Origin of the sequence: Pseudomonas sp. Irchel s3f10 (assembly GCF_900187515.1) — a bacterium.
Lineage (GTDB): Bacteria > Pseudomonadota > Gammaproteobacteria > Pseudomonadales > Pseudomonadaceae > Aquipseudomonas > Aquipseudomonas tensinigenes.
This window is the reverse complement of record NZ_FYDZ01000001.1, coordinates 375,860-388,533: the sequence shown is the minus strand read 5'-3', so window position 1 is coordinate 388,533 and position 12,674 is coordinate 375,860. Positions and strand designations below refer to the sequence as shown.

Annotated in this window: 12 protein-coding genes; 8 read left to right on the top strand and 4 right to left on the bottom strand. The window is 58.4% G+C overall.

Annotated features, from left to right (window positions below):
• Positions 1 to 46: 46 nt before the first annotated feature.
• The 4 genes from CKW17_RS01840 (at position 47) to CKW17_RS01825 (ending at position 3,511) form a co-directional block, all read left to right on the top strand.
• Positions 47 to 841, top strand: a complete 795-nt coding sequence (locus CKW17_RS01840) for a helix-turn-helix transcriptional regulator (RefSeq protein ID WP_095118440.1) — start codon at positions 47 to 49, stop codon at positions 839 to 841.
• A 33-nt stretch (positions 842 to 874) separates the two neighbouring features.
• Positions 875 to 2,269: an efflux transporter outer membrane subunit gene (locus tag CKW17_RS01835; protein WP_095118439.1), complete on the top strand. Its 1,395-nt coding sequence runs from the start codon at positions 875 to 877 to the stop codon at positions 2,267 to 2,269.
• A 157-nt stretch (positions 2,270 to 2,426) separates the two neighbouring features.
• The gene (locus CKW17_RS01830; protein WP_008079652.1) at positions 2,427 to 3,032 is read left to right on the top strand and encodes an SCO family protein; all 606 of its coding nucleotides are present in this window, start codon (positions 2,427 to 2,429) and stop codon (positions 3,030 to 3,032) included.
• Complete coding sequence (locus tag CKW17_RS01825) at positions 3,032 to 3,511, top strand: copper chaperone PCu(A)C (RefSeq protein ID WP_095118438.1); 480 nt, start codon at positions 3,032 to 3,034, stop codon at positions 3,509 to 3,511. The genes CKW17_RS01830 and CKW17_RS01825 overlap by 1 nt, the downstream gene beginning before the upstream one ends.
• Before the next feature lie 79 nt (positions 3,512 to 3,590).
• Here the strand turns inward: CKW17_RS01825 and CKW17_RS01820 are convergent, their stop codons facing one another.
• Positions 3,591 to 4,088 carry a hypothetical protein gene (locus CKW17_RS01820; RefSeq protein WP_095118437.1) on the bottom strand — a complete coding sequence of 166 codons (498 nt, stop codon included), beginning with the start codon at positions 4,086 to 4,088 and terminating at the stop codon, positions 3,591 to 3,593.
• A 234-nt stretch (positions 4,089 to 4,322) separates the two neighbouring features.
• Here CKW17_RS01820 and CKW17_RS01815 point away from each other — a divergent pair, with 234 nt between their 5' ends.
• Together CKW17_RS01815 and CKW17_RS01810 are read left to right on the top strand one after the other, a co-directional pair.
• The gene (locus CKW17_RS01815; RefSeq protein ID WP_095118436.1) at positions 4,323 to 4,697 is read left to right on the top strand and encodes a hypothetical protein; all 375 of its coding nucleotides are present in this window, start codon (positions 4,323 to 4,325) and stop codon (positions 4,695 to 4,697) included.
• Complete coding sequence (locus CKW17_RS01810) at positions 4,694 to 4,900, top strand: helix-turn-helix transcriptional regulator (RefSeq protein ID WP_095118435.1); 207 nt, start codon at positions 4,694 to 4,696, stop codon at positions 4,898 to 4,900. Before CKW17_RS01815 ends, CKW17_RS01810 begins: the two co-directional genes overlap by 4 nt.
• A gap of 26 nt (positions 4,901 to 4,926) precedes the next feature.
• Here the strand turns inward: CKW17_RS01810 and CKW17_RS01805 are convergent, their stop codons facing one another.
• Both CKW17_RS01805 and CKW17_RS01800 read right to left on the bottom strand, forming a co-directional pair.
• Positions 4,927 to 5,631, bottom strand: a complete 705-nt coding sequence (locus tag CKW17_RS01805) for a hypothetical protein (RefSeq protein ID WP_095118434.1) — start codon at positions 5,629 to 5,631, stop codon at positions 4,927 to 4,929.
• Between the two features lie 116 nt (positions 5,632 to 5,747).
• Positions 5,748 to 6,764, bottom strand: coding sequence for an ABC transporter substrate-binding protein (locus tag CKW17_RS01800; protein ID WP_038365959.1), 1,017 nt, complete (start codon positions 6,762 to 6,764; stop codon positions 5,748 to 5,750).
• Positions 6,765 to 7,182: 418 nt separating this feature from the next.
• On the opposite strand from CKW17_RS01800, the gene CKW17_RS01795 reads away from it, so the two are divergent.
• The gene (locus tag CKW17_RS01795; protein WP_095118433.1) at positions 7,183 to 9,393 is read left to right on the top strand and encodes an LTA synthase family protein; all 2,211 of its coding nucleotides are present in this window, start codon (positions 7,183 to 7,185) and stop codon (positions 9,391 to 9,393) included.
• Between the two features lie 68 nt (positions 9,394 to 9,461).
• Here the strand turns inward: CKW17_RS01795 and CKW17_RS01790 are convergent, their stop codons facing one another.
• Positions 9,462 to 9,875: a hypothetical protein gene (locus CKW17_RS01790; protein WP_095118432.1), complete on the bottom strand. Its 414-nt coding sequence runs from the start codon at positions 9,873 to 9,875 to the stop codon at positions 9,462 to 9,464.
• Positions 9,876 to 10,147: 272 nt separating this feature from the next.
• Here CKW17_RS01790 and katG point away from each other — a divergent pair, with 272 nt between their 5' ends.
• Entirely contained in the window at positions 10,148 to 12,418 is a 2,271-nt protein-coding gene (gene katG / locus CKW17_RS01785; protein ID WP_095118431.1) for a catalase/peroxidase HPI, read from the top strand.
• Positions 12,419 to 12,674: the final 256 nt, after the last annotated feature.

The following is a 12,674-nucleotide window of genomic DNA, read 5'->3' as shown; positions in this document are numbered from 1 at the left end:
ACGGCAGACGATTCAGTGAGGGTTCTGAACCAGGGATGACAAGGATATGAATCTGACCGGCAGTATTCGCAATATGGAAAACCCGCACTTCTATTGGCAACTGGGGGAACTGATCGCAAGCACGGGCGATGATCACTTCGCCACGAACATGTTTCAGTTGGTGGACACGTTGGTGCCGGTCAATCGGGTCGATCTTAGTGAATGGACGCTCGATGAACGTCAGGCCAGCGTGGTTGAAATCAAGCCGTTGGGCAGTGCCGGCTTACCGCAGACTTTCCCCCCGCCCGATCCGCTGGAGAGACTGGACGATCATCCGTTGTTGCAGAAAATAATCGAAATGAATGACTCGTTGCTGATTCAGTTGAAAGCCTCACTGCTACCGCGTCATCCGCAGCACAGCGTGCATCAGTGCAACCTGGTGTCGCGCACTTCAAACCGCCGCTGCGTCATCTCGTTTTACCGTCCGCACACCCAGCGAGTTTTTTCTCTGCCGGAGCTGTCGTTTCTCAAGCGCCTGTCCGACACCCTGCTGCCGCTGATAGAACGACATGCGCAAATCAGCCGACAATCCCTCGCCAAACAGCCACGCCAACCCTTGGCCGAGCTGGATCAGGCTCCGCTGGCGCAAGTATTCGATGAGCGCCTGGCGCTCAGCGACATCGCCTTGTCGGTGCGTGAGAAAGAAGTCTGCCTGGGCCTGCTGACCGGCGGCACCGTGCCGCAAATGGCGGAAAAGCTGCGGGTGAAAAACAGTTCGATCGAGACGTATCTCAAGCGCGCCACGGCCAAACTCGGCGTCAGTGGCCGCCATGGTCTGGCGAAATGGATGGCCGGGGCCTGAGCACAACGCTCTTTTAATGCATGAGGCAGTTCGATGTTGACGTTGCGACTTTCCCTGCTGTCCATCGCGGTGCTGATGGGCGGTTGTTCATTGATTCCCGAGTATCAGCGCCCCGCTTCCCCCACCGCCGCGCAGTATCCGACAGCAACGCAGGCTGCAACGGGCAGCGAGGACTGGCGCACACTGTTCACTGACCCGGCGCTGCAACAGTTGATCGAAAGCGCGCTGGTCAACAACCGCGACCTGCGCGTGGCGGCCCTCAACGTCGAAGCCTTCCAGGCGCAGTACCGCATTCAGCGCGCCGACCTGTTCCCGGCGGTGTCGGCCAACGCCAACGAGCTGCGCCAGCGCATGCCGCCGAGCGTGACCCAGGGCAAAGCGCTGATCAATTCGACGTACTCGGCCAACCTCGGCATCAGCGCCTATGAGCTGGATTTCTTCGGGCGTGTGCGCAGCCTCAGTGAGCAGGCGTTGCAGACCTGGCTCTCGACCGAAGAGGCGCGGCGCAGTGCCGAACTGAGTCTGGTGGCCAACGTCGCCAACGCCTACCTGACCTGGCGTGCCGATCAGGAGCTGCTGGAACTGACCCGTGACACCCTCGCTGCCGATCAGCAGAGCCTGCACCTGACCACCCGCAACCGCGAGGCCGGCAAGTCGTCGGCGCTGGAGCAGGCGCAGGCGCAGACCAGCGTCGACAGCTCACGGGCCAATCTGGCGCGCTATCAGCGTCAGGTCGCGCAGGACTTGAACAGCCTGACCTTGCTGGTCGGCGCACCGGTGCCGGACGCCCTGCCCGGCCGTCCGCTGGCCAGCGATCTGGTGCAACAACTGCCGGCCGGTTTGCCATCGGATCTGCTGCAACGGCGTCCGGACATTCTCCAGGCCGAATACAAACTCAAGGCCGCCAACGCCAATATCGGCGCAGCGCGGGCGGCGTTTTTCCCCAGTGTCAGCCTGACGGCGAATGCCGGCACCTCCAGTCGTGACCTGTCCGGATTGTTCGGCGCCGGTTCCGGGGCGTGGACCTTTCAGCCGCAGATCAGCCTGCCGATTTTCAATGCCGGCAGCCTGCGCGCGAGTCTGGATTATTCAAAGCTGCAGAAAGATGTGGCAGTGGCCGAATACGAAAAGTCGATTCAAACCGCGTTTCAGGAAGTCGCCGACGGCCTCGCCGCGCGCAGCACTTATCAGCAGCAATTGCAGGCGCAGCGCGATCTGGTCGCGGCCACGCAGACCTACTACAACCTGGCGCAGAACCGTTATCAGAATGGCGTCGACAGCAGCCTGACGTTCCTTGATGCGCAGCGTTCGCTGTTCAGTTCGCAGCAGGGTCTGATCACCGATCGCCTCGCGCAACTGGTCGCCGAGGTCAATCTGTACACCGCGCTGGGCGGTGGCTGGAGCGTTGAGGATTCACGGGTGCAGTGAGTCCGTCGTCACTTTTTCTTACACCTTTTGTCGCTCGATCCTGTGCCGTGCGGCGATCCGTGGCCGGCCTCTGCCCTCAGTTTGGTATCATGCGCCGCTTTTACGGTTAACCCCCCGCCAGTCCTGCCGACTGACGGGCTGCAAAAGGCGGTATTAGATGACGGCTTTGTTGACTCGCCGCAAAGTGCTTGCGGGAATGGGCGTGCTCGGGCTCGGCCTGCTCGCTGGCTGCGACACCCGCGGCCAACTGTCGTACAAGTACGGCAAGGATCTGAGTAACAAGATCATGGGGCGCACCTTCAAACTGAAGAACACCGATGGCGAAACCATGACGCTGTCGAGCTTTCGCGGCATGATGCCGATGGTCTTCTTCGGTTTCACCCAGTGCCCGGCAGTCTGCCCGACCACTCTGGCCCGCGCGGCAAAAATCAAGAAACTGATGGGTGCCGATGGCGACCGTTTGCAGGTAATCTTCATCAGCCTCGATCCCGAGCGCGACACCCCGGAAATTCTCGACGCCTACATGAAAGCCTTCGACCCGACGTTCGTTGCGCTGTACGGCACACTCGAGGAAACCGCAGCCACGGCCAAGGAATTCGACGTGTTCTACGAGAAAGTCCCGGCCGGCGACACGTACACCATCTCGCACACCGCCACCAGTTACGTTTACGACTCCAACGGCGGCTTGCGCCTGGGTCTGTCCACCTCGCTTTCGGCAGAACAATGCACGGAAGATTTGCTTACTGTTATGGAGGTTTGCTGATGCAACCTGTTCTGAACCACATCAAACGCGCTGTCATCGGTCTGTCTCTGCTGGGTCTGGCATTCCAGGCGACCGCAGCGACCAAAGTCGACGATGCCTGGGTCCGTGCCACCGTGCCGACCCAGTCCGCCAGCGGCGCGTTCATGACCCTCACCGCCGACAGCGACAGCAAGCTGCTCAGCGTCGCCACCCCCGCGGCCCGAGACGTGCAGATCCACGAAATGAGCATGAAGAACGACGTCATGAGCATGGGCCCGGTGAAGTTCGTCGAGCTGCCGGCCGGCAAAGCCGTGAAGCTTGATCCCAACGGCTACCACGTGATGCTGATGGGCCTGACCGATCAACTGAAAGAAGGCGAAAGCGTGCCGCTGACCCTGACCGTCGAGAACGCCAAAGGCGAGAAAGAAACCATCGAAGTCAAAGCGCCGGTGCGCGCGCTGACCAGCATGGAAGGTCACGATCACAGCAAAATGCACTGATCTGACTGAGCGGCAATAAAAAAGGGGCGGCCTGATCGATGATCAGGCCGCCCCTTTTTTGTTTTTGATCTGTGCCGAATTAACGATTGCGAGCCAAAGCCCTGCGCACGCTTTCCCGTGACATCCGCGAGCCGGAACGGGGCACGGCTTCAACGACGGTTGCCTTGGCCAACTGTTCCTTGCGCTTTTCCACCTCACGCCACTGGTAACCGAGATATCCGCCCGCCACCACAATTCCCAGCCAACCGAACACCGAACTGACGAAGAACCACAGCGCCAGTGTGATCCACACGGTTTTCGAGGTGAACAACTTCAAACTGTCATCGACAGGCAGCGGTTCCTCCGGTTCAACCGCTGCCTGCGTCACCGGTACTCTATGCACCCCATCCAGATCAATGCGCCAAGCGAAATCCGCCCCGGCCACAGGAATGTCTAGCTGATTGCCTTCAGCACGATGCACCCGAATTTCGCCATCGACGAGCGACATGGAGCTGAAACTGATCTGGGTTTCATAGTGAATCTCGCCGCTGACCTGGGTCACGATCGTTCGTTTTTGGTCAATGGGGGTGTCGCGCATGTCGATTCCTTGAGCGTTCCACGTCGGACGACGTGCGAAGGGATAATCCGTTGGGCTCGAATGCTACTGAGTGGCTATTGCGCTGTCCAGAAAGCGTGACCCTTAGCTGCAGACCCACGCGAAAATCCTCCGACATGAGTGTGTTCGAGGCTACCAGCCATGATGGAAAGCGTGCTTTACATCGGATAAGTCTTCGGCGACCATGTAAAGGGTCTTTTACATAGGAAGTGAAGAATGAACCGGTACTACCTCGAATTGGGCGCTGCATTAATCATCTACATGCTGGTGCTGACAGCTTCATTGATTGCCTCGCAATACCTGATGGACGCCCCCATCGTGCTGCGCTCGGCCGTCGCACTGACGCCGGTCATTCCGGCGGGACTGATGTGCTGGGCCATCGTGCGCAACATGCGGCGCATGGACGAAATGCATCTGCGCATCCAGTTCGAAGCCTTGGGGTTTGCCTTCGCCGCCTCGGCACTGTTGACCTTCAGCTACGGTTTTCTGGAAAACGTCGGCGCTCCGCACATTCCGTGGACGTGTGTGTGGCCGGTGATGGGGCTGATGTGGATTGTCGGCCTGCAAATTGCGCGACGCCGCTACCAATGAAAAACCGCCTCAAGGAATTGCGCGCCGAGCGCAAATGGTCGCAGGTCGATCTGGCTGAACGCCTGAGCGTGTCACGTCAGACGATTAACGCGATTGAAAACGAACGCTACGACCCGAGTCTGCCATTGGCTTTTCAGATTGCCCGGGCGTTCGAGATGCCGATTGAAAGCATTTTTGATGATGGCGAACCTGCGCGCGACTGACCGTCGCACGCGGCTCGACGACGGGCTCAGCCGTTGCGTGACAACGCCTTGCGCACATTGATACTGGTCACGGCTGCGGGCTGGGTCGGTGCCTGCACCTCGGGCTGATCGGGCGCTTGTGCCTGGGCAGGTTGCGGTGCGTGATATTGGCTTTCGACTCGCTGATTCAATTGGGCAAGAAAGCTATCCAGTGCCGTGATCAGCAGCTTCTTGCGCTTGGAGCCTTTGACGCACTGATAAATGTAGTAGCCCGCCCCCACCAGAAAACCCAGTACGCCTGAAACGAAACCGATGCCGACCCACAAGACAAAAGCAATCAGCAAAGGCTTCCAGCGAAACGGTGACAGTTCGAGTTCGATGTTCAGCGCCTTGCCATCGCGAATCTGATATGTCTTGGCTGAGGTCTGGTTTTGCAGGTGAGTGTGCAAAACGTCCTGGCCGTCGTTGCTGACGGCGCTGATCAGCGAAATGTCCTGCCCGCTGCGCAGAGGAATATCGAGACCGCGCAATTGGATATCGTGTTCGATGCCGTCGGCCGTTTTGATCCAGAACTCATGATTGACGACCAACACAGTGTTGATCTGAAGTGCCACAGGTTGGCCAAGGCTGTTGACTTGTCCGTTACCACCGGTGGAGGTGATGTGGGTTTCGCTCATTTTTTCGCTGCCCACCACTTCACCGCTCAACACAGTGAAGTCAACGGTTAGATCGCCATGGGTGAACTTGTGCATTGGGGGTCCTTGATGCGTCGGCCGACGTTCGGGATAGAAATCCATAAGCCGCGAATGCTACTAAGTGGCCATCTCCCTGTCCAGAACGCCACGCCCCCTCGTTATCAATCGCCCACTTAGCTCCCCGCGCCACCATGCGCCTCTTCAAAGAAGTAATCCTTCCAGCTGTCGGCCTTGTTCTTCAGCACGCCAAGCTCCTGCAGCTTCTCTGCGTAGATGAACGTACGCTGCGGCACCACGGTGAAATCGATTTCCGGGTCCTTGACGATTTGCTCAACCAGGGCCAACGGCAACTTCGACTGTTCGACACGAATGTACGCCTGAGCCGCCGCCGGCTTGTCGGCCTTGATGATCTTCTCGGCCTCGGCCAGCGCGTCGTAGAACGCCTTGTAGGTTTTCGGGTTTTCGTCGTGGAATTTTTCCGTGGTGTACAGCACGTTAAACGTCGCTTGACCGCCAAGCACGTCATAGGAACTCAGCACTTTGTGCACGTTGGGATTCTGCAACGCCTGATACTGGAACGGCGGGCTGGAGAAGTGCGAGTTGATTTCCGAGCCGCCGGCAATCAGCGCGGCGGTCGCATCGGGGTGCGGCAGGCTGACTGAGATGTCGTCAAATTTCTTGTACTGCGCATCACCGAATTCCTTGGCGGTTTCGATCTGCAACGTACGCGACTGGAAGCCCACGCCGGCAGCAGGCACGGCAATCCGGTCCTTGTCAGTGAAGTCTTTGAGGGTCTTGATGTTCGGATTGTTGGTCAGCAAATAGTTGGGCATCGAGCCCAGTGCGGCGATGGCTTTGACGTTCTGTTTACCCTTGGTGCGATCCCACACGGTGAGCATGGGTGGCACGCCCGCCGAGACCACGTCCAGTGAACCGGTCAGCAGCGCTTCGTTCATCGCCGTGGCGCCGGAAATGCTGTTCCAGTCGACCTTGATGTCGAGGCCCTGCGCCTTACCGTGTTTTTCGATGAGGTTCTGGTCGCGTACCACATCGAGAATCAGGTAACCGATGCCGAATTGCTGGGCAATGCTGATCTTGCCTTCAGCCTGAGCGCCGGTGCTGAACAACGCACTCGCGGCCAGAGAAGCGGCCAACAGAGTCAGTGCGGAACGTTTGAACGGTGTGGCCATGACAACCTCGCAGCATGGGGTGGTTTGCTGAAAGGCCTGACTTTATAGATATAAAAAACAGAAATTAAATATCTTTATCGCATATCGATAGCACGGGTTGTTGAGCGGAATGAGGATGAGAGCTTTTGATTCCGGGTTCCGATAACAAGATCAAAAGATCGCAGCGTGCCGCAGCTTCTACATTGGAATTCGGTGGCGGCTCGAAGGGTTAAACAGCCTGAAACAATAAATCTACCAGCCTCAATATCGTCGATTGCCGTGTGACCCGAGGGCCGGTCAGGGCTGCAGACGCGCCATCACCTTCGAAAGCCCGCGTACCAGCGCATCAGTTGAGCGTTTAAAAGGGCGATCAGACAGCCCTCCCTTGGTATCATCGCGCACACTTTTATGACGATTTAATGGCTGGAAGGTCTTTTTTGTGAGCGCTCTTTTTAACCGGTTGCGGCAGCCACATGCCCGCCTCTTTTCGTTGATCTTTCTCGTGCTGATTGTGCCGGTGTGCCTGCGTGCGGCACTGGGCTGGTCGGCACCGCTGGGTTATTTGTCGGACCTGGCCATTGGCAGTCTGTTGGTGGTATTGCTGCATCGCCGGGCGTGGTGGCTGGCCTTGCCGGTATTGCTGTTCTGGGGTTTGCTGGCGGTGGCGACCGCTGAACTGGTCAGCGCTGTCGGTCGTCTGCCGACGCCTTCCGATATTCATTATCTGATCGACCCGCAGTTTGTCGAGAACTCCACGGGTGGCGGGCTGGCGCATCCGGCGCTGGGTATCACCTTGCTGCTGGCTCTGGTGTTGTGGCTGCTGGCCCAATTTGCTGGCCGTGGCATGCCGCGTCCGCCCCTGCCCCGCGCTGTCTGGGGTGCGCCGCTGGTACTGTTCGCCGCGCACTGGGGCGCGCAGAACCTGTGGCCGAGCGAAGCCGATCCGTGGCGCCAGTACAACCTGCCGCACCAGTTGCTGGCCACTGAAGTTGCTGATCTGCAGATTCTGGGCGAGGAATGGCTGGACGGTGATGTCGAAGAACCAGCGCCGGCCATGGCCGGGCTCACCGATGTCGACCTCAATGGGCAGAAACTGCTGGCCGCACCGGGGCAAGCGCGCAATGTGCTGGTCATCGCCCTGGAGGGCATCCCCGGCGCCTATATCCGCGCCAACCGCGAGGCCATCGGCAGCCATTATCAGGAAGACCTGATGCCCAACCTCAGCCGCTGGGCCGAGCGCGGCATGAACACTCCGGATTACGTGCTGCACACGCACCAGACCATTCGCGGTCTGTATGCGATGCTTTGCGGCGATTACGACAAACTCAACAACGGCACGCCCAAAGGCGTGGAGATGCTCACCCTCAACGAGCGCAATCAGGCCTGTCTGCCGGCGCAACTGCGTGAGCACGGCTTCAGCACGCACTATCTGCAAGGTGCCGGGCTGCGTTTCATGGCCAAAGACAAGATCATGCCGCACATCGGTTTCGATGCGACTCATGGTCTGGAATGGTTTACCAACAGCAACTACCTGGAGTTCCCGTGGGGCAAGGATGACAAGGCGTTTTTCGAAGGCGCGCTGGACTATGTCGGCCAACTGAAAAAGCAGAAAAAGCCTTGGATGCTGACGTTGCTGACCGTCGGCACCCATCAGCCGTACTCCGCGCCCGAGGAATATCTGGAGCGCTACGAAACGCCAAAACAGGCGGCCGTCGGTTATCTCGACGATGCGCTGGAGCAGTTTCTCAACGGCCTCGAACGCCAGGGCGTTCTGAAAGACACGCTGGTGGTGATCACCTCGGACGAATCCCACGGCATCGACGGCGTGCGACTGGCCTCGTCGTGGGGCTTCAATCTGACCCTGGCGCCGGAGCATGAACAACTGCCGCGCCTGAATGCTGGGGTTTACGGCCACGTCGATCTGAGCGCCTCGATCCTCGACTATTTCGACTTGCCGGTACCCACCGCACTGAGCGGCCGCTCACTGTTTCGCGACTACGATACCGGTCGCGAAATCATGTCGTTCACCAACGGCAAGCTGCGTTATCACAACGGTCAGGGGATCTTCTCCGAGTGCGACATGCCGCGCCGCTGCCGCTATTACGAGAGCGCCGGTTTCATCGCCGAAAGCGCCAAATACAAAGGCAACTACAGCGGCCACCCGGCCCGGCAGATCGCTGCTCGCGCCAACGCCCTCGACCTGTCGCTGCTGCGCACGCCGCTCAATCACCGCTATCAGTTCGGCAGCACCAACGTCATCCCGCTGCAAGCGCAGATCAACGATGACTGGGCCGACAATTTGATCGGCGCGCAGTACCTGGAAATGCCCAAAGGCTCGCACACCCGCGTGCGCCTGACCGTACGTTCAGTCGATCCGCAGCAGGCGGCGTACATTCAGCTCAAGGCCAAGGAGTTTGAACAGGACGTGCAGATCGGTTTGCCACAGGAGATGGTCGCAACCGCCGAGCAGCCATTGGAAATGAACTTCAGCTTCGACAACCCGCAAGAGCGCAAAGCGTTTTCTTTCCATTTGCTGGGTTATGGGCTGGGCGCGGTTGAGGTGACGGATTTCAGTGTGATCACGGAATTGCCGGGGCAGGAGGACACTTTGGATGAATCTCCGCTATTTGATGAAGAGCAAGCCAGCTGAGCAAATGTTTTCCTGAGCACTCTATATAAGAGCGGGGTGCCAAATGGCGGCACCCCGCAGGCTCCTAACTAAGCTCTCGTAACATAAAACCCGCCAACCATTGTTATGCCGTCCCCAAGTACGAGATCAATAACTCCATGAATCGTATTGCGATCATCACTCAAAGTATAAGTCGCGAAACCATGGATGGAACGGTAAGAAACATTGCCAGACTTAATCCACCAAAAATCCAAATGATAGGGCAAGGGCAGCTCTATCTTATGAGGCCCATTACCCACTACAGATAGGGGAAAACTCATCCACGCAGTGTTTTCGGAGTCAGCAACCGAGAGAATGTGACAAACGTCGGATAAGACCTCAAAATCCACATCGGCGGTCGCATAAATCAGCCCATTACTTACCTCCGCATAAATAAACCCTCCAGCATTTCCTTTAGTTTCCAACAACGACTTCATACGTGCCTCAATCTGATTACGGTCCATATATTCTCCTCAACGCTCTCATAGTTAATTTTGTATTTGAAACACTGCTACGTTAGGCGCGCACGTTCTTTCTGATCTACTGTCATAAATGACAGTTTTTTATATCAATAAGAAATAAAAAACCCGCCAGATAACATTTAGTTAACACGCGAAAGACTTTGCCTATCAGCCTCCAATAGTCGGCCTATTAGCTGACTTCCCAAGTCGGGTCTAGCCTTACTAGTCCGAAGTCGGCACGAGCCGGCCGTAGCAGACCTGATAAGGACCCGAACATGGCAAACGAATCGAAATGCCCGTTCAACCACGCCGCCGGTGGTGGTACGACGAACCGTGACTGGTGGCCGAATCAACTCAACCTGAAAATTCTCAGCCAGCATTCGCCCAAGTCCGACCCGCTGGGCAAGGATTTCGACTACGCCAAAGCCTTCAAGAGCCTCGACTTTCAAGCCCTGAAACAAGACCTCAACGCGCTGATGACCGACTCCCAGGACTGGTGGCCGGCCGACTTTGGCCATTACGGCCCCCTCTTCATCCGTATGGCCTGGCACAGCGCCGGGACCTATCGCACCGCTGATGGCCGTGGTGGCGCCGGTTCCGGCCAGCAACGTTTTGCGCCGCTCAACAGCTGGCCGGACAACGTCAGTCTCGACAAGGCCCGCCGCCTGCTGTGGCCGATCAAGCAGAAATACGGACGCAATATTTCCTGGGCTGACCTGATCGTTCTCACCGGGAACGTTGCGCTGGAATCCATGGGCTTCAAGACCTTCGGCTTCTCCGGTGGCCGTCCCGATGTGTGGGAACCGGACGAAGACGTCTACTGGGGCTCCGAGCACGAATGGCTGGGTGGCGACAGCCGCTATGGCAAAGACAAGTCCGCCATGCAGGAGCCCGGTGACGGCACGCTGGTCGCCGAGCCCGACTTGCACGGCAAAGAAGAAAGCCGCACCGATCAGGGCGAACGCAATCTGGAAAACCCGCTGGCTGCGGTGCAGATGGGCCTGATCTACGTGAACCCCGAAGGTCCGGAAGGTAATCCTGACCCGGTCGCGTCGGCCCACGATATCCGCGAAACCTTCGGCCGCATGGCCATGAACGATGAAGAAACCGTCGCGTTGATCGCCGGCGGTCACGCCTTCGGTAAAACCCACGGCGCCGGCCCTGCCGATAACGTCGGGCCGGAACCGGAAGCGGCCGGCCTCGAAGAACAGGGCCTCGGCTGGCGCAACGCGTTCGGCACCGGCAAGGGTGGCGACACCATCACCAGCGGCCTGGAAGTGACCTGGACCACCACACCGACACAGTGGAGCAACAACTACCTGGAAAACCTGTTCGGTTTCGAGTGGGAGCTGAGCAAAAGTCCTGCGGGTGCGCATCAGTGGATTCCGAAAAACGGCGCCGGTGCCGGCACTGTTCCCCACGCCCATGATCCGAACAAAAAGCTTTCGCCGACCATGCTCACCTCCGACCTGGCGCTGCGTTTCGACCCGGCTTACGAGCAGATCTCCCGGCGCTTCCTCGCCAACCCTGATCAACTGGCCGACGCCTTCGCCCGTGCCTGGTACAAACTGATCCACCGTGACATGGGCCCGCTGTCGCGCTACCTCGGCCCGGAACTGCCGAACGAAGAACTGCTGTGGCAGGATCCGATTCCTGATGTCACTCACCCACTGATCGACGACAACGATGCCGCAGCGCTGAAAAGCAAAGTACTCGCCTCAGGCCTGTCGGTGTCGCAACTGGTCTCCACCGCCTGGGCGGCACTCTCGACGTTCCGCGGTTCAGACAAGCGTGGCGGCGCCAACGGCGGTCGCCTGCGTCTGGCACCGCAAAAGTTCTGGCAAGCCAACCAGCCTGAGCAACTGGCAAAAGTGCTGCAAACCCTTGAGGGCATTCAGGGCGAGTTCAATGGCGGCGCCGCCGGCAAGAAAGTCTCGCTGGCAGACCTGATCGTGTTGGCGGGGAATGCCGGGATTGAGCAAGCAGCGAAAAACGCCGGGCACTCCGTCTCCGTGCCGTTCAATCCAGGGCGTACGGACGCCAGCCAAGAGCAAACCGATGTCGACTCGTTTGGCTTCCTTGAACCGATTGCCGATGGTTTCCGCAACTACAGCAAGGGCAAATACACCGTGTCGGCCGAGGCGCTGCTGATCGACAAGGCACAACTGCTGACCCTCACCGCGCCGGAAATGACTGTGCTGCTGGGTGGTTTGCGGGTGTTGAACACCAACGTCGGGCAGACCCGGCATGGCGTGTTCACCTCGCAGACCGAGGCGCTGACCAATGACTTCTTCACCAACCTGCTGGACATGGGGGTGGAGTGGAAACCAACTTCGAGAGATGCGGATGAGTTCGAGGGGCGCGACCGTAAAACCGGCAGCGTGAAGTGGACGGCGACGCGGGTTGATCTGGTGTTTGGTTCCAATGCGCAATTAAGGGCGCTGGCTGAGGTGTATGCCAGTTCGGATGCCAAGGAGCAGTTTGTTAAGGACTTTGTCGCGGCTTGGACGAAGGTGACGAATCTGGATCGGTTTGATTTGAAGTAATTTTCGGTAGATAAAAACGCCGCATTTTTTAATGCGGCGTTTTTTGTGTGTACGGCTTGGGTTTTGTGGTGATGCGTGAACCCTACCCCCTCACCCCAGCCCTCTCCCCCAGGGGGGCGAGGGGGAAAGGGAGCCGATCTTCGTGCTTTTCAGATCCTGAGTTCGACTCCGGACTTTCAGGTCGGCGTATAGCGCAAAGACACCTCGGTCAGTCCCCTCTCCCACTGGGAGAGGGTTAGGGTGAGGGCCGGTCCAA

Excerpts from the sequence above, each read along its gene's own strand:
- CKW17_RS01840 (WP_095118440.1), top strand. The coding sequence starts at position 47 with ATGAATCTGACCGGCAGTATTCGCAATATGGAAAACCCGCACTTCTAT.
- CKW17_RS01835 (WP_095118439.1), top strand. The coding sequence starts at position 875 with ATGTTGACGTTGCGACTTTCCCTGCTGTCCATCGCGGTGCTGATGGGC.
- CKW17_RS01830 (WP_008079652.1), top strand. The coding sequence starts at position 2,427 with ATGACGGCTTTGTTGACTCGCCGCAAAGTGCTTGCGGGAATGGGCGTG.
- CKW17_RS01825 (WP_095118438.1), top strand. The coding sequence starts at position 3,032 with ATGCAACCTGTTCTGAACCACATCAAACGCGCTGTCATCGGTCTGTCT.
- CKW17_RS01820 (WP_095118437.1), bottom strand. The coding sequence starts at position 4,088 with ATGCGCGACACCCCCATTGACCAAAAACGAACGATCGTGACCCAGGTC.
- CKW17_RS01815 (WP_095118436.1), top strand. The coding sequence starts at position 4,323 with ATGAACCGGTACTACCTCGAATTGGGCGCTGCATTAATCATCTACATG.
- CKW17_RS01810 (WP_095118435.1), top strand. The coding sequence starts at position 4,694 with ATGAAAAACCGCCTCAAGGAATTGCGCGCCGAGCGCAAATGGTCGCAG.
- CKW17_RS01805 (WP_095118434.1), bottom strand. The coding sequence starts at position 5,631 with ATGCACAAGTTCACCCATGGCGATCTAACCGTTGACTTCACTGTGTTG.
- CKW17_RS01800 (WP_038365959.1), bottom strand. The coding sequence starts at position 6,764 with ATGGCCACACCGTTCAAACGTTCCGCACTGACTCTGTTGGCCGCTTCT.
- CKW17_RS01790 (WP_095118432.1), bottom strand. The coding sequence starts at position 9,875 with ATGGACCGTAATCAGATTGAGGCACGTATGAAGTCGTTGTTGGAAACT.
- katG (WP_095118431.1), top strand. The coding sequence starts at position 10,148 with ATGGCAAACGAATCGAAATGCCCGTTCAACCACGCCGCCGGTGGTGGT.